The 22133-nt window shown below is 71.4% G+C and carries 21 protein-coding genes; 6 read left to right on the forward strand and 15 right to left on the reverse strand.

Features of this window, described 5'->3' with window-relative positions; genetic code table 11:
- Positions 1–2 precede the first annotated feature (2 nt).
- From ACI2L1_RS29435 to ACI2L1_RS29455, 5 genes are all read right to left on the reverse strand, one after another.
- On the reverse strand, positions 3–2996 hold the full coding sequence (locus tag ACI2L1_RS29435) for an AAA family ATPase (protein ID WP_404742417.1): 2994 nt from the start codon (positions 2994–2996) through the stop codon (positions 3–5).
- Positions 2993–4156 carry an exonuclease SbcCD subunit D gene (locus ACI2L1_RS29440; protein ID WP_404742418.1) on the reverse strand — a complete coding sequence of 388 codons (1164 nt, stop codon included), beginning with the start codon at positions 4154–4156 and terminating at the stop codon, positions 2993–2995. The genes ACI2L1_RS29435 and ACI2L1_RS29440 overlap by 4 nt, the downstream gene beginning before the upstream one ends.
- 103 nt (positions 4157–4259) lie before the next feature.
- Entirely contained in the window at positions 4260–4886 is a 627-nt protein-coding gene (locus ACI2L1_RS29445) for a YigZ family protein (protein WP_404742419.1), read from the reverse strand.
- Between the two features lie 191 nt (positions 4887–5077).
- Positions 5078–5617 carry a SixA phosphatase family protein gene (locus tag ACI2L1_RS29450; RefSeq protein ID WP_404742420.1) on the reverse strand — a complete coding sequence of 180 codons (540 nt, stop codon included), beginning with the start codon at positions 5615–5617 and terminating at the stop codon, positions 5078–5080.
- Positions 5614–6330 carry a hypothetical protein gene (locus ACI2L1_RS29455; protein ID WP_404742421.1) on the reverse strand — a complete coding sequence of 239 codons (717 nt, stop codon included), beginning with the start codon at positions 6328–6330 and terminating at the stop codon, positions 5614–5616. The genes ACI2L1_RS29450 and ACI2L1_RS29455 overlap by 4 nt, the downstream gene beginning before the upstream one ends.
- A gap of 154 nt (positions 6331–6484) precedes the next feature.
- Here ACI2L1_RS29455 and ACI2L1_RS29460 point away from each other — a divergent pair, with 154 nt between their 5' ends.
- The 3 genes from ACI2L1_RS29460 (at position 6485) to ACI2L1_RS29470 (ending at position 9984) form a co-directional block, all read left to right on the forward strand.
- Positions 6485–6892: a CoA-binding protein gene (locus tag ACI2L1_RS29460; protein WP_404742422.1), complete on the forward strand. Its 408-nt coding sequence runs from the start codon at positions 6485–6487 to the stop codon at positions 6890–6892.
- A gap of 151 nt (positions 6893–7043) precedes the next feature.
- Entirely contained in the window at positions 7044–8681 is a 1638-nt protein-coding gene (locus ACI2L1_RS29465) for an APC family permease (RefSeq protein ID WP_404742423.1), read from the forward strand.
- Between the two features lie 91 nt (positions 8682–8772).
- Entirely contained in the window at positions 8773–9984 is a 1212-nt protein-coding gene (locus ACI2L1_RS29470) for a 4-hydroxybenzoate 3-monooxygenase (RefSeq protein ID WP_404742424.1), read from the forward strand.
- 4 nt (positions 9985–9988) lie between these two features.
- On the opposite strand, the gene ACI2L1_RS29475 is transcribed toward ACI2L1_RS29470, so the two are convergent.
- Positions 9989–10348, reverse strand: a complete 360-nt coding sequence (locus tag ACI2L1_RS29475) for an ArsR/SmtB family transcription factor (RefSeq protein ID WP_404742425.1) — start codon at positions 10346–10348, stop codon at positions 9989–9991.
- 63 nt (positions 10349–10411) lie between these two features.
- On the opposite strand from ACI2L1_RS29475, the gene ACI2L1_RS29480 reads away from it, so the two are divergent.
- Complete coding sequence (locus tag ACI2L1_RS29480) at positions 10412–11515, forward strand: cation diffusion facilitator family transporter (RefSeq protein ID WP_404742426.1); 1104 nt, start codon at positions 10412–10414, stop codon at positions 11513–11515.
- 26 nt (positions 11516–11541) lie between these two features.
- Here ACI2L1_RS29480 and ACI2L1_RS29485 read toward each other — a convergent pair whose 3' ends face one another.
- The gene (locus ACI2L1_RS29485; protein WP_404742427.1) at positions 11542–12099 is read right to left on the reverse strand and encodes a YbaK/EbsC family protein; all 558 of its coding nucleotides are present in this window, start codon (positions 12097–12099) and stop codon (positions 11542–11544) included.
- Between the two features lie 20 nt (positions 12100–12119).
- The gene (locus ACI2L1_RS29490; RefSeq protein ID WP_404742428.1) at positions 12120–12692 is read right to left on the reverse strand and encodes a helix-turn-helix domain-containing protein; all 573 of its coding nucleotides are present in this window, start codon (positions 12690–12692) and stop codon (positions 12120–12122) included.
- A 94-nt stretch (positions 12693–12786) separates the two neighbouring features.
- On the opposite strand from ACI2L1_RS29490, the gene ACI2L1_RS29495 reads away from it, so the two are divergent.
- The gene (locus tag ACI2L1_RS29495; RefSeq protein ID WP_404742429.1) at positions 12787–13644 is read left to right on the forward strand and encodes an EamA family transporter; all 858 of its coding nucleotides are present in this window, start codon (positions 12787–12789) and stop codon (positions 13642–13644) included.
- 585 nt (positions 13645–14229) lie between these two features.
- Here the strand turns inward: ACI2L1_RS29495 and ACI2L1_RS29500 are convergent.
- The 4 genes from ACI2L1_RS29500 to ACI2L1_RS29515 form a co-directional block, all read right to left on the reverse strand.
- Positions 14230–14916: a DUF6766 family protein gene (locus ACI2L1_RS29500; protein WP_404742430.1), complete on the reverse strand. Its 687-nt coding sequence runs from the start codon at positions 14914–14916 to the stop codon at positions 14230–14232.
- Positions 14917–15002: 86 nt separating this feature from the next.
- Positions 15003–15416 (reverse strand): hypothetical protein, encoded by a 414-nt coding sequence (locus ACI2L1_RS29505; RefSeq protein WP_404742431.1) that lies wholly within the window; start codon positions 15414–15416, stop codon positions 15003–15005.
- Positions 15413–16348 carry an adenosine kinase gene (locus ACI2L1_RS29510; protein WP_404742432.1) on the reverse strand — a complete coding sequence of 312 codons (936 nt, stop codon included), beginning with the start codon at positions 16346–16348 and terminating at the stop codon, positions 15413–15415. Before ACI2L1_RS29510 ends, ACI2L1_RS29505 begins: the two co-directional genes overlap by 4 nt.
- Position 16349: 1 nt before the next feature.
- A complete protein-coding gene (locus ACI2L1_RS29515) occupies positions 16350–16832 on the reverse strand; it encodes a macro domain-containing protein (RefSeq protein ID WP_404742433.1) in 483 nt (160 codons plus the stop codon).
- A 164-nt stretch (positions 16833–16996) separates the two neighbouring features.
- On the opposite strand from ACI2L1_RS29515, the gene ACI2L1_RS29520 reads away from it, so the two are divergent.
- Positions 16997–17731 carry a MerR family transcriptional regulator gene (locus ACI2L1_RS29520; RefSeq protein ID WP_404742434.1) on the forward strand — a complete coding sequence of 245 codons (735 nt, stop codon included), beginning with the start codon at positions 16997–16999 and terminating at the stop codon, positions 17729–17731.
- Between the two features lie 541 nt (positions 17732–18272).
- Here the strand turns inward: ACI2L1_RS29520 and ACI2L1_RS29525 are convergent.
- The 3 genes from ACI2L1_RS29525 to ACI2L1_RS29535 form a co-directional block, all read right to left on the reverse strand.
- Positions 18273–18482 (reverse strand): thiamine pyrophosphate-binding protein, encoded by a 210-nt coding sequence (locus ACI2L1_RS29525; protein WP_404742435.1) that lies wholly within the window; start codon positions 18480–18482, stop codon positions 18273–18275.
- A 186-nt stretch (positions 18483–18668) separates the two neighbouring features.
- Positions 18669–20861 (reverse strand): 3-hydroxyacyl-CoA dehydrogenase NAD-binding domain-containing protein, encoded by a 2193-nt coding sequence (locus ACI2L1_RS29530; protein ID WP_404742436.1) that lies wholly within the window; start codon positions 20859–20861, stop codon positions 18669–18671.
- Positions 20862–20903: 42 nt separating this feature from the next.
- Positions 20904–22118: an acetyl-CoA C-acetyltransferase gene (locus ACI2L1_RS29535; RefSeq protein ID WP_404742437.1), complete on the reverse strand. Its 1215-nt coding sequence runs from the start codon at positions 22116–22118 to the stop codon at positions 20904–20906.
- Between the last annotated feature and the right edge of the window lie 15 nt (positions 22119–22133).

Raw genomic sequence — 22133 nt, forward strand, 5'->3', positions numbered from 1 at the left:
CCTCAGCCTCCGGCTCGCTGTCTCAGCGCGGACCCGGACCGCCCCTTCACGACCTCCAGCTGTGCGTGGATCCGCCGCCGCAGATCGGCCACATGGCTCACGATGCCGACGCTGCGGTCGCGTTCCCGCAGTGAGTCCAGGACGTCGAGGACCTCGTCCAGTGTCTGGTCGTCGAGGCTGCCGAAGCCCTCGTCGATGAAGAGGGTGTCGAGGCGGACTCCGCCTGCCTCGTCCGTCACGACGTCCGCCAGACCGAGAGCGAGCGCGAGCGAGGCGAAGAACGTCTCGCCGCCCGACAGCGTGGCCGTGTCCCGCTCGCGTCCGGTCCAGGCGTCGACGACGTGCAGTCCGAGGCCACTGCGGCCGCGTCCGGCGCGGTCGTCGGAGTGCACGAGGGTGTAGCGCCCGGACGACATCCGCTGGAGCCGCACGCTCGCGGCGGCCGCCACCTGCTCCAGGCGCGCCGCGAGCACATAGGACTCCAGGCGCATCCTGCGTTCGTTGTCCGCGGAGGTGCCGGCCGCGAGCGCGGACAGCCGGGCCACCCGGTCGTACTCCTCGCGCAGCGGCACCAGCCGTCGTAGGCCGGTGGCCGAGCGGGTGGAGAGCCGGTCGAGCTCGGCGCAGCGCCGGGCGGCCGCGTCCCGCGCGGAGGCGGCCTCGCGGACCCGGCGGCCCGCGTCGGCGGCGGCTCGCTCGGCCCGCGTCACGTCGGCGGGCGGCTGCTGTGCCGCCTCGGCGGTGTCGGCCTCGGCGAGGACGGCTCGTACGGCTGCCTCCTCGGCCTGCCAGGCGTCCAGGCGGTGCTGGAGATCACGGTGGGCCGCCTCGTCGAGGAGGGCGGCGGCAGCGGCCTGCGGGGTGTCGAAGCCGGCCCGGAACGCGGCGTCGGCGAGGCGGGCGTCGGCGTCCTTGAGCCGCTGGGCGGTGTCCTCGGCGACGCGCGCGGTGTCGGCGGCTTCGGTGAGCAGCGCGACCTGCCGCTCCAGCTGGGCGGCGCGGGCCGCAACACTGTCGGCGGCACCGCGGGCCTCGGTCAACTCTGCTTCCAGCGTGGTTCGTTCCCGGTCCAGGGAGTCACGGCGGGCGCCCCGGGACGCGGTGCTCACGGCGGCCTCCTGCTGGGCGGTGAGGCGCCGCTCGCGTTCCCGTTCGGCTTGCCGCAACTGTTCCGTCGCGGTGTGCAGCGCCGAGGCGAGACCACGGGCCTGGGCGTACTCCCGCTCCAACGCCTCCGCCTGGACGACGAGTTCCTCTGTGGATGTGTCGCCGGCCTCGCCCTGGGCGGCGGCCAGCGCCCGCTGTACGAATCCGAGGCGTCGCTCGGCCTCGGCCCGCTGTTCGTCGGCGTGCTGGGAGGCGGTGAGCGCGTGCTCCTCGGTCTCCCGGTCGACGTGCCCGGCGTCCTTGCGGGCGGGGGCGGGGTGCTCGGTGGCGCCGCAGACGGCGCACGGATCGCCGTCGGTGAGCTGGGCGGCCAGCTCGGCGGCGATGCCGTTCAGCCGCCGCTCCTTGACGTCCAGCCACTCGGCGCGGGCCTTCAACGCGCGGTCCGTCGCCTCGATCACCTGCTGCTGGGCGTCGTCGGTGTCCCGGGCGAACTGGTCGCGCTGCCGGGCGGCTGAGAGCCGCTTGCGGGCGGGTTCCCGCTGGACGGCCAGCTGTTCGGCGCGGGTGGCCGCCTCCTGGGCGGACTCGACGCCGAGCTGAAGACCCGCGCGGGACTCCTCCCACCCGGCCAGCCACGCCTCGGCCTCCTGCAGTACGTCCTCGTCGGACCGCTCCTGACGGTCCAGGTCGGCGCGCTCCGCGACGAGTTGGGCCATCCGCTGCTCGGCACGCCGGGCCGAGTCCAGGCCGCCCAGTTCCTCGGCCGCCCGGCGTGCGGCGGCCGCGAGTCCGGCGGCACCCGCCCCCGCGAAGGTCTCCGGCAGCAGCCCACGCGCGTGTGCCTCGGCCAGGGCCGCCCGCCGGTGCTCGGCCTCGGCCGCCTCCCGCAGCTCCAGCGCGGGCGCCACCGCCTCCGCCTTGCGGGCCCGCTCCATCCGGGCCTGCGCCTGGTGGTAGCCGTCGGCGCGCTGCTCCAGCAGTGCGGCACGCTCGCGCGCCTGGGCGAACCGCCGTTGCAGCCGGTCGACTTCGCGTACGTCGGCCAGGGCGCTTTCGGCGGCGGCCTGGCCGGACTCGGCGGCACCGAGTCCGCAGTGGGCGATCGTCAGCTGCTCACGCGCGGTGCTGCGGGCGACGGCGGCCGCGCTCAGGACGGCCTCGGCAAGGCCGGGCTCACCGGGGGCCAGCTCGGGCAGCTCCATGGCGCCACCGGCCGCCTGCTGCATGCGGTGCGCGTCGGCCAGCAGCGCGGCATCCCCTTCGCGCACCTGCGCCTCGGCCGCGCGTCGGCGCTCGGCCAGCCACTTCTCGACCTCGGCGAACCGGTGGGTGTCGAAGAGCCGGCCCAGCAGCTTGCCGCGCGCCTCGGCATCGGCCCGCAGGAAGCGCGCGAAGTCCCCCTGGGGCAACAGCACCACCTGGCAGAACTGCTCGCGGCTCATGCCGAGCAGCTGGGTGATCTCCTCGCCGATCTCCTGGTGGGACCGGCTGAGATCCTTCCAGGCCCCAGAGGCCCCGTCGTACTCGCGCAGCCAGCTCTGGGCCTTGTCGAGCGTGGTGCCGGAACCGCGCTTCTTGAGGCGCTCCCACGGCGGCTGCCGAGTGATCTCCAACCGCCTTCCCGCGACGGTCAGTTCGAGGCAGATCTCCGTGCGCGTGCTCGCAGTCGCATGGTCACTGCGCAGCGCCGTCCCTTGGCCGCTCTGCCGGGCCCCCGGCACCGAGCCGTACAGCGCGTAGCACACGGCGTCCAACACCGACGTCTTGCCGGCCCCCGTCGGCCCGTGCAGCAGGAACAGCCCCGCGGCCGACAACGCGTCGAAGTCGACGGTCTGGGAGCCGCCGAACGGTCCGAAGGCGGTGATGTCCAGCCGGTGCAGCCTCATCGCGCCACCTCCCGGACGACCTCGTCCGCGCGCACCGCGTCGAACGCGTCCCGCAGCACGATCTGTTCACGCTCGTCGGGTCCCGCGCCACGCACATGCGCCACGAAGTCCTCGGCGATCTCCTGGTCGCTGCGATCGGCCAACCGCCGCGCGTACGACACGTCGGGGTCGTCCGGCGCCCGCTCGGGGTCGAACACGAGGCTGAGGGTGTGCGGGAAGCGTGCGCAGAGCCGGGCCATGGGTTCGGCCGGGCGGACCCGGTCGGTGAGGGTTGCCTCGACCCACGCCTCCTCGTGGGGCGCGAGCCCCGGATCGTCGAGGAGCTCCTCCAGCGTCCCCCGGATCCGGGCCAGCGCGCGCGGCACCGGGCAGTCGACCCGCTCGGCGGTGACTGCGCCCTCGGCGTCCAGGTCGACCAGCCACATGCTCTTGCGGTGGTCGGCCTCCGAGAAGGAGTACGGCAGCGGGGAGCCGGAGTAACGCACGCGCTCGGTGATGGTCTGGCTGCCGTGCAGGTGGCCGAGGGCCGCGTAGTCGACGCCGTCGAAGACTCCGGCGGGCACGGCGGCCACCCCGCCGACGGTGATGTCGCGTTCGCTGTCGCTGGCCTCGCCGCCGGTGACGAAGGCGTGGGCGAGCACCACGGACCGCGTCCCCCGCGCGCGTGTGGCGAGGTCGGCGCGGACCCGGTCCATGGCGGCGGCGAGGACGGCTTCGTGGCCCGCCTTCTCCACGCCGAACTCGTCCTTGACCAGGGCGGGTTCGAGATAGGGCAGACCATAGAAGGCCACGTCGCCATGAGCGTCGCCGAGCATCACCGGCGTCCCGGAAGCCGCCGGCTCGGTCCGTAGATGGATACCGGCGCGCCCGATGAGCCCCGCGCCCACGCCCAGACGGCGGGCGGAGTCGTGGTTGCCGGAGATCATCACCGTCGGCACACCGAGGTCGGCGAGCCGGTGCAGCGCGTCGTCGAACAGCTCCACCGCGGCGAGCGGCGGCACCGCGCGGTCGTACACGTCTCCCGACACGGCCACCGCGTCCACCTCGCGCTCCCGCACGGTCGTGACGAGGTGCCCGATGAACTCGGCCTGGGCCCCGAGCATGTTGACCCGATGGAACGCCCGGCCGAGATGCCAGTCGGAAGTGTGCAGCAGCCTCATGATCCCCGACCCTAACGGCCGGGTCTGACATCACGGGCGGTTACTCCCGTATCGACCCGTCATGCCCCCACACAGGAAAGCCCGTTATGCCCGAAAAGAACAACTAGGCGTCCCCGTACGCCTCTCCCCCGAGCTCGAACCCCGCCGTCCCCGCGGTCGCGTCCGCCAGCCATCCCCGGAACGCCTCCACGTCCGCGTCCGGCAGCCCGATCTCGATCGTGACCGCTTCGCCGTAGCGGACGTCGCGTACCTCGCGGCCGGTCGAGCGCAGGTCGTTCTGCACCTTGCCCGCGCGCTGGTGGTCGACGGTCACCGTGGCGAGGCGGAAGCGGCGGCGGGTGAGGGTGCCGAGCGTGTCCAGGGCTTCGCCGACCGCTCCGCCGTACGCCCTGATGAGGCCGCCCGCGCCGAGCTTGACGCCACCGTAGTAGCGGGTGACGACGGCCACGACGTACCGCATGTCACGGCGGAGCAGCATCTGGAGCATGGGGACGCCGGCGGTGCCTCCGGGTTCGCCGTCGTCGCTCGCCTTCTGGATCGCGGCGTCGGCGCCGATGACGTACGCGTAGCAGTTGTGGGTGGCGTCGGCGTGCTCCTTGCGGACGGACGCGATGAAGTCCTGGGCCTCCTGCTCGGTGGCGGCCGGGGCGAGGGCGCACAGGAAGCGGGAGCGGTTGACCTCGGTCTCGTGCACGCCCGCGCGGGCAACGGTGCGGTACTCGTCCTGCATCCGATCAGCCTAATCCGTGGTCAAGAACGTTCCGCCCCATCGGTCACAGCACCGGCATCGCCGCCCTCGCGACCGGGCCGCTGTCCCCGCTCGCGGCCCGGGCGAGGTCGCCCCGGTCACCCGAGAGGCCCTGGGCCCGCGCGGAACCGGATCCGGAGCGGCGGCCACAGGTGCGCGTGGGCCGGCCCCGTTCACGTCCTGCCTCGCGGCACCATCAAAGACGTGAGCAGCGCTGTCCCGGGCTCCAGGCCCCGCCAGGACGTCCCGTGCCACGCCAGCACCGCGATGGCGGAGGTCGGGAACTTGACCCGCACCTCGTCCAGGGAGTCGTCGAGGCCGTCCCCGGCCAGCGTGAGGACGAGCTCCTCCAGGCCGGGGTTGTGCCCGATCAGCAGCAGTGTCACGACCTCGGGCGGTGTCTCGCGCACGGCCGCCAGCAGCTCCGGTACGTCGGCCCCGTACAGCTCGGGGTCGAGGCGCACCGGCGGCGGGGTGCCCCACTGGGCGGACGCCAGCTCCCAGGTGTGCCGGGCGCGTACGGCGGTGGAGCACAGGGCGAGATCGGGCAGCAGGTCGGACTCGGCGAGGACCCGGCCCGCCTCCGGCGCGTCCCGGCGTCCGCGTGCCCCGAGCGGGCGCTCATGGTCGGCGACGCCCTCGGGCCAGGCGGACTTGGCGTGCCGGAGGACGACCAGGCGACGCAGCGGGCCCGCTCCGGTGCGCGCGATCATGCCGGGGCTCCCAGGTCGCGGGTGAGGTCGAGACCGAGCAGCCGGTCCGCGTAGGCGTACGTCTCGAAGCGGGCGCCCTCCGGCAGTTCCGACTCCTCGACCCACCGCAGCGCCCGCAGCACCTCGGGTACGTCCAAGTCGTCCTCCCATGCCGTACGGAGCCGTCCGCGCACCTTCTCGGGCACGGGCCGCGACGGATGCCGCGCCCAGGCGGCAACGGCCCGGCGCCAGCGTACGAGGGTCTCGTGGGCCGCGGACAGGGCCTCCGCGTCGAGTCGCGCGGGGGTGCTCCGGCGCGGGGTGAGCAGGGCGAGACGGACCACGGCGGGATCGACGCCCTCGGGGACTCCCGCGGTCTCGACAGGCGCGACCGCGACCCGTACCCCGTCCGGAACCGCCCCGCGCTCCCCCACCACATGGACAACCTGGGACTCGCCCCACCCGGGGCCGACGTCCCGGCGGTCCTCGAAGGGCCGGACGCCCAGGGCGGCGGCGGCCGCGTGGAGCTCGGCCTGCTCCCGTCCCCCGGTGAGCAGCGCCCACACGGGTGTGCCGCCGAGTTCCAGGGCCCGGACCAGGAGGTCGGCGACGAGCAGGACACGGAGGGCGGAGGTGTCGTAGGCCGGTACATGGGCCTCGACCCGGGTCAGACCTCTGCGGGCGGGGGCGGCGTCGACGGGCTCGCCGGTTCGGGCGTCGGTGATGCGCAGCACGAGGTGAGCGTAAGCGGGCTGACGGTCTCGCGCAGGCGACTGACGCGTGTTCCGGACACCTGGACAGGACGGGCGGGTGTCCGACGGAATCACCCGGCCCCGCCCACTGTTGTCGGCCATGAGAGTCCCTGCCCGAATCCCCAGGAGGCCGCACGTGTACGGCGACTCAGCAACGGTCCGCAAGATCCTCACCGAGCTCGGCGACACCTGGGCGATCGTGGGGCTGTCGTCGAACGAGCGGCGCGCGGCCTACGGCGTCGCCGAGGTGCTCCAGCGGTTCGGCAAGCGTGTCGTGCCGGTCCACCCCAAGGCGGAGACCGTGCACGGGGAGCAGGGGTACGCCTCCCTCGCGGAGATCCCCTTCGACGTGGACGTGGTCGACGTGTTCGTGAACAGCGAGCTCGCCGGCCCGGTCGCCGACGAGGCCGTCGCCGTCGGCGCCAAGGCCGTCTGGTACCAGCTCGGCGTCGTCGACGAGGCCGCCTACGACCGCACCCGCGCGGCCGGCCTCGCCATGGTGATGGACAAGTGCCCGGCGATCGAGATCCCCCGACTGGGCTGACATTCCTCCCGAATTCCTGAAACGCTCGCAACGAATTCCCCGCACAGAAGTCAAATATGCGACAACCGCCTTTAAGTCAAAGGCGGTTGATTCGTAATCTGGAGCCGCTCACACATTGAAGGTGTGCATTTCGTGAGAGGCCCCTTAATTTATGGTAAGCGTCGATTCAGCACCTGAGATAAAGGGGACGCCGGGCGGCGGTCTACGGCGGGACGTGGGGCTGATCGGGCTCATGTGGGCCTCGGTCGGCTCCATCATCGGCTCGGGCTGGCTGTACGGCGCCGAGAAGGCGGTCGTCACGGCCGGTCCCGCGGCGATCGTCTCGTGGCTCATCGGCGCGGTGGCGATCGTCCTGCTGGCCCTGGTCCACGCGGAGCTCGGCGGCATGTTCCCGGTCGCGGGCGGTACCGCGCGCTATCCGCACTACGCGTTCGGCGGCCTGGCCGGTATGTCCTTCGGCTGGTTCTCCTGGCTCCAGGCAGCGACCGTGGCACCGATCGAGGTCGAGGCCATGATCGGGTACGCCGGGCACTGGCACTGGGCGAAGGGCTTGCAGCACGCCGACGGCACACTCACCGCCGACGGTTTCGCGGTCGCCGTATTCCTCATGGCCGTGTTCGTCGCCGTCAACTTCTTCGGCGTCCGGGTGCTCGCGCACACCAACAGCGCCGCCACCTGGTGGAAGATCGCGGTGCCGCTGCTCGCCATCTTCGTCATCGCGGCCGGCAACTTCCATCCGGGCAACTTCACTTCGGAGGGGTTCGCGCCGTTCGGTGCCAAGGGCGTGCTGAGCGCGATCAGTTCGAGCGGCATCATCTTCGCGTTGCTGGGTTTCGAGCAGGCGATCCAGCTCGCGGGCGAGAGCCGTGACCCCCGGCGGGATCTGCCCCGGGCGACCCTCGGCTCGGTCGCGATCGGCGCCGTCATCTACGTCCTGCTCCAACTCGTGTTCATCGCCGCCCTGCCGCACACGGCCTTCGCCCACGGCTGGGCCAAGCTCGACTACGAGGGCATCAGCGGCCCCTGGGCGGGCCTGGCCACCCTGGTCGGGCTGGGCTGGCTCAGCGTCGTGCTGTACCTCGACGCGGTGATCTCCCCCGGCGGTACCGGCCTGATCTACACGACCGCGACCTCACGCGTCTCCTTCGGTCTGGCCAGGAACGGCTATCTGCCGAAGGTGTTCGCCCGCACCGACCGGCGCGGCGTGCCGTGGTTCGGGCTGATCATGTCCTTCGTGACCGGTGTGGTCTGCTTCCTGCCCTTCCCCAGCTGGCAGGAGCTGGTCGGCTTCATCACCTCGGCGAGCGTCCTGATGTACGCGGGCGCACCGCTGGCGTACGGCGTGTTCGCCGACCGTCTGCCGCAGCTCGAACGCCCGTACCGGCTGCCCGCCGGCAAGGTGCTCGCCCCGCTGTCGTTCGTGGTCGCCAACCTCATCATCTACTGGGCCGGTTGGGACACCCTGTGGCGGCTCGGCGTGGCCATCGTCATCGGCTATCTGCTGCTCGGCGTGTACGCCTGGTACGCGGTGACCGCCGAACTGCCCGACGCACCGCGGCTGGACTGGAAGGCCGCGCAGTGGCTGCCGGTGTATCTGCTGGGCCTCGGGCTGATCTCCTGGCAGGGCGGATTCGGCGGTGAGGGACACCTGGGGCTGTGGTGGGACATGCTGGTCGTGGCGGCCTTCTCGCTGGTGATCTACTACTGGGCGAAGGCGTCCGCCTCCCGGGCCGAGGACATCGAGCGCAGCATCGACGAGGTCGTGGTCACCGAGGCGCCCGCGCACTGAGGCAGACGGACCGGACGGACCGGGTGCCTCCGCCTATGGAGGCACCCGGCACCACTCCCCGGCCCGGCCGGGGCGCCGACATAATGACCGGGTGACTCCCGACTCGAACTCCGTTGCGCCACAGCGCTTTCCGGTTGTCGTCGTGGGCGCCGGGCCCGCCGGGCTGACCATCGGCAACATCCTGCGGGCCGCCGGCGTGGACTGCCTCGTCCTGGAGGTGGAGACCCGCGAGTTCATCGAGAAGCGGCCGCGCGCGGGCGTCATCGAGGAGTGGGCCGTACGCGGTCTGGAACAGCGCGGTCTGGCCGACAACCTGCTGGAGCGCGCCCAGTTGCACACCGAGTGCGAGTTCCGCTTCGCCGGCGACCGCTTCCGGTTCACCTATGGCGAGCTCACGGGACAGCACCACTTCGTCTATCCGCAGCCGCTGTTGGTGACGGACCTGGTGCGCGAGTACGCCGACGTGCGGGGCGGCGAGATCCGCTTCGGCGTCCGGGACGTCCGGCTGCACGACCTGGAGACGCCCCGGCCGTCGGTGTCGTACTCGGATGCGGAGACGGGTGAACGGCAGCTGGTCGAGTGCGAGTTCGTGGCCGGCTGCGACGGGGCGCGCGGGGTGACCCGTACCGTCCTGCCGGAGAGCACCGACATCGCCCGGCACGACTACGGCGTCGGCTGGCTGGCGCTGCTCGCCGAGGCACCGCCGTCCTCCGACTGCGTCCTGTTCGGCATCCATCCGAACGGCTTCGCCGGGCACATGGCCCGCAGCCCCGAGGTCACCCGCTATTACCTGGAGTGCCCGCCGGGCGACGACCCCGAGAACTGGTCCCACGAACGCGTCTGGACCGAACTCCAGTTGCGCCTCGGCGCGGAGGGCACCCCGCCGCTCACGGAAGGGCGCCTGATGGAGAAGCGCGTCCTCGACATGCACAACTACGTCGTGGAACCCATGACCTTCGGCCGCCTCTTCCTCGCCGGGGACGCCGCCCATCTCACCGCGCCCATCGCGGCGAAGGGCATGAACCTCGCCCTGCACGACGCCTTCCTGCTCGGCGACGCGCTCGTCGCCTATCTCGGCAAGGGCGACAGCGGCGGACTCGACGGCTACTCGCAGGCCTGTCTGCGGCGCGTGTGGGACTACCAGGAGTTCTCCCAGTGGCTCTCCGAGGTCTACCACGGCACCTCGTCGGGCGACGAGTACCGGGCGGGCACCACCTTCGCCCGCCTCCGCCGCCTGTTCACCTCGCCCGCCGCGGCCGCGGCCTTCGCGGAGCAGTATCTCGGTACGGCGTCCACTTATTGATCCATTAGTCGTGCACCGGACGATCGCTGAGCCGGTGGTCGGCCACGTTCAGGGCCTCGTCGACGAGCCGGCGCAGATGACCGTCGCGCAGTGCGTAAACCACCCGGCGCCCCTCCTTCCGCGTGCTCACGAGACCGGCCAGCCGGAGCCGCGCCAGGTGCTGGCTGACGGCCGGCCGAGCCGCCCCGCAGGCCTCCGTGAGCGTGGTGACATCGGCTTCTCCCCCGGTCAGGGCGTGCAGCAGGGTGAGGCGGGTGCGGTCGCCCAGCAGGGCCAGGATCTCGGCGGCGAGGGCGAGCTGTTCCTCGCCCGGGGTGCGCGGATGCGCATCGTGCGCAGTTGATAGGTGCATGCGTGCGCTCATACGCACATAATGGCTCCGTGGGCGCGGTACGTCCACTCCCGCGCGCACTGGAAGGGGAACCAAGTGAGCGACCACGACCACGGACATCACCACGCACATGAGCATGCGCACGAGCACGGGCGCGACCATCCGCATGCGCACGAGCACGGACGCGACCATCCGCATGCGCACGAACGGCGCCACGGCCTCCGCCACCGTCTCGCCCACCTCCTCACGCCCCACTCCCACGAGACCGCCGAGAAGCTCGACTCCGCCCTGGAGTCCTCCGCCCGCGGCATGCGCGCCCTGTGGGTCTCCCTGGCGGTGCTCGGCGCGACGGCCCTCGCACAGGCGGTCGTGGTGGCCGTGTCCGGGTCCGTCGCACTGCTCGGCGACACCGTGCACAACACGGCTGACGCGCTGACCGCCGTACCGCTGGGCATCGCCTTCGTACTGGGCAGACGCGCGGCCACCCGCCGCTTCACCTACGGCTACGGCCGCGCCGAGGACCTCGCGGGCATCGCGATCGTGTTGACGATCGCCGCGAGCGCCGCCTTCGCGGGCTGGGCCGCGATCGACCGACTGCTGGACCCGCGCCCCGTCGCACACGTCCCCGTGGTCGCCGTGGCCGCGCTGGTGGGCTTCGCGGGGAACGAGTGGGTCGCCCGCCACCGCATCCGCGTGGGTCGGGACATCGGCTCGGCGGCACTCGTGGCGGACGGACTGCACGCCCGCACCGACGGGTTCACCTCACTGGCCGTGCTCCTCGGCGCCGGAGGCTCGGCGCTGGGCTGGCAACTCGCCGACCCGATCGTGGGGTTGGCGATCACGGCCGCGATCACCCTGGTACTGCGGGACGCGGCGCGCGAGGTGTTCCGGCGCGTCCTTGACGCCGTCGACCCGGACCTCGTGGACCGGGCGGAGCGTGTCCTGCTCGACGTCGAAGGGGTGTGCGGGGTCGGCGAGTTGAGGCTGCGCTGGATCGGGCACCGGCTGCGGGCGGAGGTGGCAGTCGTGGTGGACGGGGAGATGACGGTACGTCAGTCCCATGCCGTCGCCGTCGAGGCGGAGCACGCTCTGCTGCACGCCGTACCGCGTCTCACCGCCGCCCTGGTGCACGCCGACCCGGCACCAGTGCCGGGCGAGACGGACCCGCATCACGCCCTCGCCCATCACGCGTCCACCTGAAGGGACACCGGGTATGCGCCGGGAGGTCAGGCCACTCCAAGCCCCTCCAGCACCACCGCACCCGGCAGTTCCGCGAAGGCCTTCCCCGGCACCAGCAGCTTCCCCCGCCGACGCCCGCTGCCGACCAGGACGTACGACAGTTCGACCACGGCCGAGTCGACCAACACCGGCCAGTCGCCGGGGAGTCCGATCGGGGTGATGCCGCCGTACTCCATGCCGGACTCTCCCGTCGCCATGTCCATCGAGGCGAACGAGGCCTTGCGTGCGCCGAGTTGGCGGCGTACGACACCGTTGACGTCGACCCGGGTGGTGGAGAGCACCAGGCACGCGGCGAGCGAGGTCTCGCCGCCCCGCTTGCCGGCCACCACCACACAGTTCGCCGACCGCTCCAGCAGCTCCTGGCCGTAGTGCTCGACGAAGACCGCGGTGTCGGCCCACTCCGGGTCGGTGTCGACGTACACGATCTGCTCGGCGGGGACGCTGCCGCTCCAGTGGCGTACGGCGTCGGCGACCGGGCGGATCAGTTCGTCGAGGGCGTCCGGGGCGCGTGTGGCGTGGTCGAAGTGTCCGATGGGTGCGTCCATGACGGCACGCTAACAGCCGCTCAGGACACCGCGGGCACCGAGACGGCCATGAGCATCTCCATCGGAACATCGCCCTGATTGCCGTATGTGTGCGGGGTGTTGGCCTCGAAGGAGGCGCTCGCGCCGGCGGGGACGACGTGCTCCACGCCGTCGACGGTGAGCGTGAGTTCACCCGCCGTGACGTGGACGAGTTCGACCGTGCCGGTGGGATGCGGGTCCGAGGGGCTGCTCTCGCCCGGCATCAGCCGCCAGTCCCACATCTCCAGCGGGCCCGGAGCCTCGGCGCCCGCGAGAAGCCGGTTGTAGCTGCCCGCGTCGGTGTGCCACAGCCGTACGGCCTGTTCGGCGGGGACGATCCGCACCTTCGGCCCCTGCTCGTAGTCGAGGAGGGTGGTGATGCTGACCCCGAGCGCGTCGCCGATCTTCACGACCGTGCCGAGGCTGGGGTTGGTGCGGGCCTGTTCGATCTGGATCAGCATGCCGCGGCTGACCCCGGCTCGGGCGGCCAGCGCATCCAGGGTGAAGCCACGCTCGGCCCGCCAGCGCTTGACGTTGCGCGCCAGGGATTGGGTCAACAACTCGAGGTCCGACACGTCACGTCCAATATTCTGTATGACACCGTGCAATATAATGAACTACGGTGTGATGCACCCGATCGTTCACCGAACTGTACTGCGAGGCGAGCCCGTGACCGCATTCTTCGCCCTGTCCACCAGCCTGCTGTGGGGCCTGGCCGACTTCGGCGGCGGAGTACTGACCCGACGGCTCCCGGCGCTCACGGTGGTCGTGGTCTCGCAGGCGATCGCGGCGGCGGTGCTCGGCGCGATCGTGGTCGCGACCGGTGGCTGGAGCGAGGCCGGACCGCGGCTGTGGTTCGCGTTCGCCGCCGGTCTGGCCGGGCCCGTCGCCCTGATCTGCTTCTACAGGGCGCTGGCGCTCGGTCCGATGGGTGTCGTCTCCCCGTTGGGCACGCTGGGCGTGGCGGTCCCGGTCGGCGTGGGTCTCTTCCTCGGTGAGCGCCCGGGGCTGGTGCAGGCCGCGGGCATCGCGATGGCCGTCATCGGAGTGATCCTCGCAGGCGGCCCCCAGTTGCGCGGCGCCCCCGTACAACGCGAGGCGATCGTCCTCACCCTGATCGCGGCCCTCGGCTTCGGCACCGTGTTCGCCCTGATCGCGGAGGCGTCGACCACCGTCACCGGTCTCTTCCTGGCCCTTTTCGTGCAGCGCGTGGTCAACGTGGCGGTCGGCGGAGCGGCGCTGTTCGTCTCGGTGCGGCGGGGTGCCCCCGCCCTCCCGGACACCGGCTTCCCCTGGTCGTCCCTCCCCGCTCTCGCCTTCGTCGGCCTCGCTGACGTAGCGGCGAACGGCACATACTCGATCGCCGCTCAGCACGGCCCAGTGACGGTGGCTGCCGTACTCGCCTCGCTCTACCCGGTGGTCACGGCCCTGGCCGCCCGCGGCTTCCTCAGCGAACGCCTCCGCACCCTCCAGGCAACGGGCGCGGGCCTGGCACTGCTGGGCACCCTGCTCCTCGCGACGGGCTGACTCCCGCCGAACTCGTCGGCGCTCGGCACGGCTCGTGGTCCGCCACCTGGCGAACCATCGCCTCGGCGCCAGCCACGCCATGGAGCGCCGCTTGCATCGCCGAGGAGGCAGTCGTCGTGACCTGCGGACGCCCTCAAGAGCCGTCAATGGGGCCCTGCCCCACCCGCCCCCGCGAGCCGCCGTGCCACCCTCGACCGAGCCGACTCCGACTTCCCCACTCCACTCAGCCAGGTCGGCCCACGGGCCTCTGCCCAACCACCCCCGCGAGCCACCCCGCCGCCCTCGACCGAGCCACCTCCGCCTCCCCCGCCCCAGGCAGCCGGGCCGCCCCGCAGGCCCCCGCCCAGACACCCCCCGCGAGCCACCCCGACCCCTCGGCAGCTCCTGCGCGACGTACCAACCCGGCAACCGGGCAGCCGCTGGCCGCGCTGTCCGACACCTGGCTGTTCCAGCCGTCGAAGCCGGGGCGCCGACGGCGTGGGGTGCCTCGATCGCTGCGGCCGGGGTGACCGCCGTACCGCCGAAGTCCTGGAAGGGGATCGCGGCGACGAACGGCCCGCACGCCGACCAGGGCTTGGGGCGGTCCTATCCTTCGACGCCCGTCGAGGTGTGGGCCGCCCCCACCGGCTTGGATTCCGGCGAGCCACGCTGTCTGAGGTAGACGGAGAGGATGGCCATGGAGGCCACCGCGAGGAGTTCGGACTGCCAGTTCTGGAGAGTACGGCTCCAGAAGTCCGCGGATCCGATGTAGCCTCCCCAGCTCATGGGCGGCTGGAGTTGGCGTAGCTGCTCCTCGTTGTACGCGGCGACCCCGCTGATCGACTGCGCCAGCCAGGAGAGGGCGAAGATGCTGCCCATGACCAGTCCGAGGGAGTGGGAATAGAGCCCCTGGCGCAGTCCGCCTGCACCGGCCCATCGTGGGGAGTCGCGGTGGGCGTACTTTCCGACCTGTTGGTCTTTTTCTGACTCCGTTCCGGCTTTGTGCATCTGCTTCGATTCGGGCGAGCCCCGCTGCAGCAGCCAGACGGTCGCGGTGATGTAGAGGAAGAACTGGAGATACTCCGACTGCCAGTTCTCCGACACGTCCACGGCGAAGTCGGACGACATGAGGTATTCGCCGAATCCGACATGGGTGAGACCTTCGGAGGCGAGCTGGTTGTTGAAGTCCGCCTGGCCCGCTATCGCCTGGCCGAGGAGGGCCAGCAGAAATCCGATGCCGAAGGCCAGACCGAGGCCGTTGTCGCGCAGGAAGCCGCGGGTGTGTGTGGTCATCGGTGCATCAGCCCCAGGACGGTGAAATAGACGAGGCCGCTGAGGACGACGACCAGGCAGAGCGTGAACATGGTCCGCATACTCCGTCAGCCTCCCTTGACCGCGCACTGGTACGGCCGACCCGGGTGGGGGGTGCAACCGGCGGCGACAACTTTCCAGCCGTCGTGGAACAAGGAGAGAAAGAGGGTGTCCGCGTCCAGGACAACGCGGGCCTGTCTGCCGTAGACGTCCACGCGCTGGGTGGCTCCTCCGAGGGGGATCTCCTGGGCGGCGATCGCCTTCGCGCAGCTCGCCTTCTCCGACTCCTCCAGGTCGCTGCGGGTTTCCGGGGCGAGCGCGGTGCAGAGGCCGTCGGGATCGTCTGCGCGGAGAAGTCGTTCGAATCCGGCCGCGGTGGATTCGACGTCCGAGCGGCGTTCTCCGGTACTGCCGCAGCCCACCAGGGCCAGTCCGAACAGGGCCAGGAATATCAGCGTGCCGATCCGGAGCGCCTTTCTCACCCCGCCCGGGTACCCGATCTCTCCGGATTCAAGAAACGGGTCACTCGGGCGAGGAGTGCGTCCGTGGTTATCGCGTCCGTCTCCGTGGACGGCACGGTGCAGGCGTGGGCGCCGGCCACCGCGCCGTAGAGGGCGCACCGGTCCGGGCGCTCGCCGCTCAGGCGGCCGAAGAGGAAGCCTGCGGCGAAGGCGTCGCCCGCGCCGTTGGAGTCGATCACGGGGGTGGGTGGGGTGACCGGCGGGACGTGGGTCAGTTCGCCGTCGGTGAGGAGGTACGCGCCCTCGGCACCGGCGGTGGCCACGACCGTCTCAGCACGGCCGCGCGCGGCGATGTCGCGCAGGGTGCGCTCGGGGTGGGTGAGGGAGGCCGCGGACAGGAAGACCACGTCGGCTGCTAGGGCGAACGGCTCGTGGTACGGGTTCTCGCCGTCCCAGTCGTGGAGGTCGGTGGAGAGGGTGGCGCCGGTCTCGCGGAGGAGCGGCAGGGCGTGGGCACAGGGGTGGGTGATCGACACGTGGACATGGCGGCTGGCCTCGGCGAGGGGCCTCAGGGTGTCCTCAGGGAACCGGTCGTCGGCGTGTGCGCGGCTGGTGTCGTACAGGGACAGGCGTCTCCCGTCGGGGCCGACGAGGTTGACCGCGCGCTTGGTGCCGGCGGGTTGGGAGACGGCGGTGAGGGCGATGCCGCGGTCGCGGTGCAGGGCGCGGACGAGGTCGCCTTCGGGGTCGTCGCCGAGGAAGTCGAGGTGGTGGGTGTTCATGCCGAGGGCGGCGAGACCCACGGCGACGAAGTCTCCGGTCTGTCCGGCGCGGGTACGGATGCCGGAGTCGATCATGTAGCTGTCGGCGTACGGAAGGGGCACCTCGGGGACGTACACGATGGTGTCGACACCTGCGCCGCCGAGCACGAGTACGTCGATGTCCCGGCTCATGTCAGTCCTCCCCGTGGTCGTAGACGGTGACGGCGAGGCCCCGCTTCACCAGCCGCTCGATGATCAGCGGCTCGACACGGGACCACTTGCCGCCGGCCAGCCCGCACCCTATGCGTGGCATGTGCACCGACGCGCCGAGTTCCACAGCCTTGTCGGCCAGCCGCCCCAGGGCCTCGTCGATCGCCTCGTATCGGACCGGGACGCCCTTGCTGCCCCTCCGTATCCCCCGCTGCCCGACCATGTTGGCCACCCACACATATGGTTCGACCTGAACGAACTGCGCGGCGCCCAGCCCGAAGTCGTTCGACGCGCGCCCCCGGTGCCAGGCGCGGTACGCGGTCTCCGGTTCGGGCCAGCGGCGCGACACCGCCACGACGAAGCCCTTGCCCCAGCCCCCGATGTCGTTGCAGACGTGCGCGATCACTTTGACGCCCTTCACGGACGGGACGGTGGCGTCGCCTCGGATGTACTTGATCTCCCCCATGACGCCACCGTAAAGGTCGCCACTGACAGTGGCCCCTCGTCGGTCCGTGAGGTCGGTCAGCTCGTGGTCCGTTGTCCGATCACAGGGTTCAGAAGCAGCGTCTCGTGGCCGAGGGTCTCCCGACCCGGTGTCACAACAATGGTGAGACAGCGATACTGCTGCACATGACGACCGACACCTCCCCCGCTGCCGACGACTATGCCGAGGAGCCGACGCTCACCGTCGACGAGCTGGCCGCGCGGGCGGGGGTCACGGTCCGCACGGTGCGTTTCTACGGCACCCGGGGGCTGCTGCCACCGCCGGTGATCGGTCCGCGCCGGGTCGGGCACTACGGCCGTGAGCATCTCGCGCGCCTCGCGCTGATCGAAGAACTCCAGCACCAGGGGATGACGCTCGCGGCGATCGAGCGGTACGTGCAGCAGCTGCCCGCGGATCTCAGCGCCCACGACCTCGCGATCCACCGGGCCGTGGTGGCCTCCTGGGCCCCTGACCTCGTGGAGCGGGTGACGCGCGAGGAGCTGCAGCGACGAGCGGGGCGGGCGCTCGGTGACGACGACCTGGAGCGGCTCGCCGCGATGGACGTCGTACGGCGGGACGGAGACGACGGCTATCGCGTCGACCTGGGGCTGCTCCGGCTCGGTGTCGGGCTGCTCGACGTCCCACTTTCGCAGGAGGCGATCCTGGCCTCGCGGAAGGTGCTGATCGAGCACTCCCGGGCCGCCGCGCACGAGCTCTCGCTGTTGTTCCGGGGCGAGGTGGCCAGGCGTGACGTACAGGACGTGAAGTCACTGTCCGCGCACATGGAACCCCTGGTCGTCCAGGCCCTGTTGACGACCTTTCAGCGCTCCCTCAAGGAGGAACTGCGCGAGTGGACCTCAGAGGTGGGCCGCACCCCCTGACACGTTGAGGGTCTGCCCGGGCAGGAAGCCGCTGCCGTCTCCTCGAAGGGCTTTGCCGGGTGCACGCCGGTGCTGTTCACCACCACGTGCAGCGTGGCGAACCGGTCGATGAGCCGCTCCTGTCCCTCCTCGACGGCACACGGGTCGCGGAGGGACGCCCCTGATCAACTCCACGTGGTCCAGGATCCGTTCGACGGTCTCCCGCTGCGGCTCCGGATCGAGCCCGGCGACCCGCTTGCCGCGCCCGGCGAGCGCCGCCGAGTGCGATGACCCGTCAGACGCTCCGCAAGGGTTCGTTCCACTCGCTGGACCGCCGCTGTTGCCGCCCGGCGGCGTGGCCGACACCGAGCGCGTCCGGCCCAGAGGGCGAGGGGGGCCGGGGAGTAGGCGGCTCGGGGGATCTCCAGCTCCGTCTCCTCCTGGAGGAGGTCCACGGGGCGGGAGACGAACACCGGGCCTGCGGGCGGGCGTTGGGCCAGGGCGAAGGCCCTGCGCAGGGCCGGCGGGAGGTCCTGCGCGTGTTGGATGTCGTACGTCGCCTTCACGGCCGGGGTTGCCAGGCCGATGAGGTCGCCGGAGAGCATCGGCTGACGAAGGCGGGGCGGTGGGTGGCCCTGGCGTAGCCGTCCGCCATGGCTGCGACCGAGCCCGCGTGGACGCCGAGGACGTACTCGGGGGCGTCCTTCGACTGTGACCGGGCTGCGAGGAAGGGGAGTTCGGTGGTGTCGGGGTTGCCGAAGACGCGGTCCACGCCCTCGTCGCGGAGGATTTCCAGGACGGCGAGGGCGGGCCGGTGACCGGCTTGTGGGGCAGCGTCGGGGAGTCGGGGGTGCGGGGCAAGGGGGCGTGTTACTTGAAAGATGCGTCCAGGTCACCAAGTAAGGGGCGCGGGGAACTGCGCGACCAGCCCCCACGCCCCCGCACTCACCCACGCACCTCAGACGTCCCCGAACCGCTCCCCCTTCTCAGCCTTCTCCACCAGCAGCGCCGGCGGCGTGAACCTCTCCCCGTACCGGTCCGCCAGTTCGCGCGCGCGGGTCACGAAGCCCGGCAGACCACCCTCGTAGCCGTTGATGTACTGGAGGACGCCGCCCGTCCAGCCCGGGAAGCCGATGCCGAAGATCGAGCCGATGTTGGCGTCGGCCACCGACGTCAGGACGCCCTCCTCCAGGAGCCTGACCGTGTCCAGGGCCTCGGAGAAGAGCATGCGTTCCTGCATGTCCTTGAAAGACACGGTCTCGGAGGGGATCTCCGAGTCCGGGCGGGTGAAGTGTTCGCGCAGGCCCGGCCAGAGGGCGGTGCGCTTGCCGTCTTCGCCGTAGTCGTAGAAGCCGCCGCCCCCGGTGCGGCCCGTGCGGCCGAACTCGTCGACCATGCGGTCGATGACCGCCTCCGCGGGGTGGGGCGTCCAGGTGCCGCCAGAGTCCTCCACCGCCTGCTTGGTCTCCTTGCGGATCTTGCGGGGCAGGGTGAGCGTGAGCTCGTCCATCAGCGAGAGCACCTTCGCCGGGTAGCCCGCCTGCGCCGCCGCCTGTTCGATCGACGCCGGCTCGATGCCCTCTCCGACCATCGCGACGCCCTCGTTCAGGAAGTGGCCGATGACACGGGAGGTGAAGAAGCCGCGGGAGTCGTTCACGACGATCGGCGTCTTCTTGATCTGGCGGACCAGGTCGAAGGCGCGGGCCAGCGCCTCCTCGCCCGTGCGCTCGCCCTTGATGATCTCGACCAGCGGCATCTTGTCGACCGGCGAGAAGAAGTGCAGGCCGATGAAGTCCGTCTGGCGCTCCACCCCCTCGGCCAGCGCCGTGATCGGCAGCGTCGAGGTGTTGGAGCACAGCAGCGCGTCCGGGTCGACGATGTGCTGGATCTCCTGGAAGACCTTGTGCTTGAGCGCCGAGTCCTCGAAGACCGCCTCGATGACCGCGTCGCAGCCGGCCAGGTCCTGGGGGTCCGCCGTCGGGGTGATGCGGGCCAGGAGCGCGTCCGCCTTCTCCTGGGTCGTACGGCCGCGGGAGACCGCCTTCGCGCAGAGCTTCTCCGAGTAGGCCCTGCCCTTGGCCGCCGCCTCCGGTGACACGTCCTTCAGGACGACCTCGATGCCGGCCCGGGCGCAGGAGTACGCGATGCCCGCGCCCATCATTCCGGCGCCGAGTACGGCCACCTTGTGGACCTGGCGGGGCTGCACCCCCTTGGGGCGGTTGGCGCCGGAGTTCACCGCCTGGAGGTCGAAGAAGAACGCCTGGATCATGTTCTTGGACGTCTGGCCCGCCGCCAGTTCGACGAAGTAGCGCGCCTCGATGATCTGAGCCGTCTCGAAGTCGACCTGGGAGCCCTCCACCGCGGCCGCGAGAATGTTGCGCGGGGCCGGGTAGGGGGCGCCGTTGGTCTGCTTGCGGAGGGTGGCCGGGAAGGCGGGCAGGTTCGCGGCGAACTTCGGGTTGGCGGGTGTGCCGCCGGGGATGCGGTAGCCCGGCTTGTCCCAGGGCTGCTGGGACTCGGGGTTGGCGTCGATGAACGCGCGTGCCTTGGCGAGGAGTTCGTCCTGCGTCGTGGCCACGTCGTCGATCAGGCCGTTCTGGAGGGCGCGCTGCGGGGCGTACTGCGTGCCCTGCAACAGCACCTTCAGGAGGGCGTCCGCGATGCCCAGGAGACGGACGGTGCGGACCACGCCGCCGCCGCCCGGCAGCAGGCCCAGCGTGACCTCGGGGCAGCCGATCTTGGAACCGGGCGCGTCGAGGGCGACGCGGTGGTGGCAGGCCAGGGCGATCTCGTAACCGCCGCCCAGGGCCGCGCCGTTGATCGCGGCGACGACCGGTTTGCCCAGGGTCTCGATGCGGCGCAGGTTGCGCTTGATCGCGAGACCGCCGTCGAAGAGGTCCTGCGCGGTCTCGGGCGTGACCCGGATGAGGTCGCGCAGGTCGCCGCCGGCGAAGAAGGTCTTCTTGGCGGAGGTGATGACGACACCGCGGATGGTGTCCTTCTCGGCCTCCAGGCGGTCGGTGATCACCGCGAGGGAGTCGCGGAACGCCTGGTTCATGGTGTTGGCGGACTGGTTGGGGTCGTCGATGACGAGGGTGACGACGCCGCTGCGGTCCTGTTCCCAGCGGATGGTCGTGGACTGAGTGCTCATGAGGAAGTGCTCCGTGTGATCCGTCGTATCCGTGGGAGGGGGTCAGATGCGCTCGAGGACGGTGGCGATGCCCATGCCGCCGCCCACGCAGAGCGTCGCGAGGCCGTAGCGCTTGTCCTGGCGCTCCAGTTCGTCGATCAGGCTGCCCAGGATCATGGCACCGGTGGCGCCGAGCGGGTGGCCGAGCGCGATCGCGCCGCCGTTGACGTTGACCTTGTCCAGCGAGAGGCCCATGTCCTTCACAAAGCGCAGGACGACGGCCGCGAAGGCCTCGTTGATCTCGACGAGGTCGATGTCGTCGATGGTCAGGCCGGCCTTGGCGAGCGCCTTGCCGGTGGCGGGCGCGGGGCCGGTGAGCATGATCGTCGGCTCGGAGCCGGAGACGGCCGCGGAGACGATCCGCGCGCGCGGGCGCAGTCCGTAGCGCTCCCCCACCTCCTTGGAGCCGATCGCGACCAGGGAGGCGCCGTCCACGATGCCGGAGGAGTTGCCCGCGTGGTGGACGTGGTCGATCTTCTCGACCCAGTGGTACTTCTGCAGGGCCACGGCGTCGAAGCCGCCGAGGTCGCCGATGTCCGCGAAGGACGGCTTGAGCCCCCCGAGGGAGTCGGCGGTGGTGCCGGGGCGCAGGTGCTCGTCGTGGTCGAGGACCGTCAGGCCGGCGCGGTCCTTCACCGGGACGACGGAGCGGTCGAAGCGGCCCTCCTTCCAGGCCGTCGCGGCACGCTCCTGGCTCAGAGCCGCGTATTCGTCGACGTCACGCCGCGAGAATCCCTCGATCGTGGCGATCAGGTCGGCGCTGATGCCCTGGGGCACGAAGTTGACGGCCAGGTTGGTCATCGGGTCGTTGAACCAGGCGCCGCCGTCCGAGGCCATCGGCACCCGGGACATGGACTCGACGCCGCCCGCGAGGACGAGGTCCTCCCAGCCCGAACGGACCTTGGCGGCGGCCATGTTGACGGCCTCCAGGCCGGACGCACAGAAGCGGTTCTCCTGTACGCCGGCGACCGTGTCCGGAAGTCCGGCGGCGACGGCGGCGATCCGGGCGATGTCGGAGCCCTGGTCGCCGACCGGGCCGACGACACCGAGCACGATGTCGTCGACCGCCGCCGGGTCCAGGTCCGGGAAGCGGGCACGGATCTCGTGGATCAGTCCGACGACCAGGTCGATGGGCTTGGTGCCGTGCAGGGCGCCGTTCGCCTTGCCGCGGCCGCGCGGGGTGCGGATCGCGTCGTACACATACGCTTCGGTGCTCACAATCAAGCCTTTCAA

It is taken from the genome of Streptomyces sp. NPDC019531, assembly GCF_044903305.1.
Taxonomy (GTDB): domain Bacteria; phylum Actinomycetota; class Actinomycetes; order Streptomycetales; family Streptomycetaceae; genus Streptomyces.